The 448-nt window shown below is 56.0% G+C and carries 1 pseudogene; it reads left to right on the top strand.

The features are described 5' to 3' along the window. Positions 1 to 448: pseudogene (locus tag L8V22_RS11640) on the top strand (hypothetical protein); the annotation flags it as partial.

Raw genomic sequence — 448 nt, 5'->3', positions numbered from 1 at the left:
TTGAGGCTGCGGTTGCCTTCGAAGAGTTGACCTCTACCGACGTCAATGACAAGGGCGAGGAGACTCCGGATGCTGATACTCCGAATGAGATTGCGGAGCACAAGGACATCAACGATGAGGCTCAGACTGTGAAGTCTGAGAAGCCTTCCGAGACTACTACTCCGGAGACCACCACCTCTACCGAGGAGGTTCCGGGTACGCCTAGTGATGGTGATGAGGGTGAAACTTCCGAGCCTTCCTCTTCTGAGGAAACTTCTAGCTCCGAGCAGCCTTCTACTGTAGAAAGCTCTACGGAGAAGACCGAGCCCACGTCGAGCACGACTAAGGAGGATTCGACTGAAGAGTCGACCACCTCTGAGTCTTCCTCCAAGACGACCGAACCTACGGAGCCGTCTGAGTCGACTGAACCTTCTGAGCCGGAGAACCCGGGTACCCCTGGTGGTGGCGA

It is taken from the genome of Corynebacterium yonathiae (assembly GCF_027570195.1).
Taxonomy (GTDB): domain Bacteria; phylum Actinomycetota; class Actinomycetes; order Mycobacteriales; family Mycobacteriaceae; genus Corynebacterium; species Corynebacterium yonathiae.
This window is presented reverse-complemented; position numbering and strand designations above follow the sequence as displayed.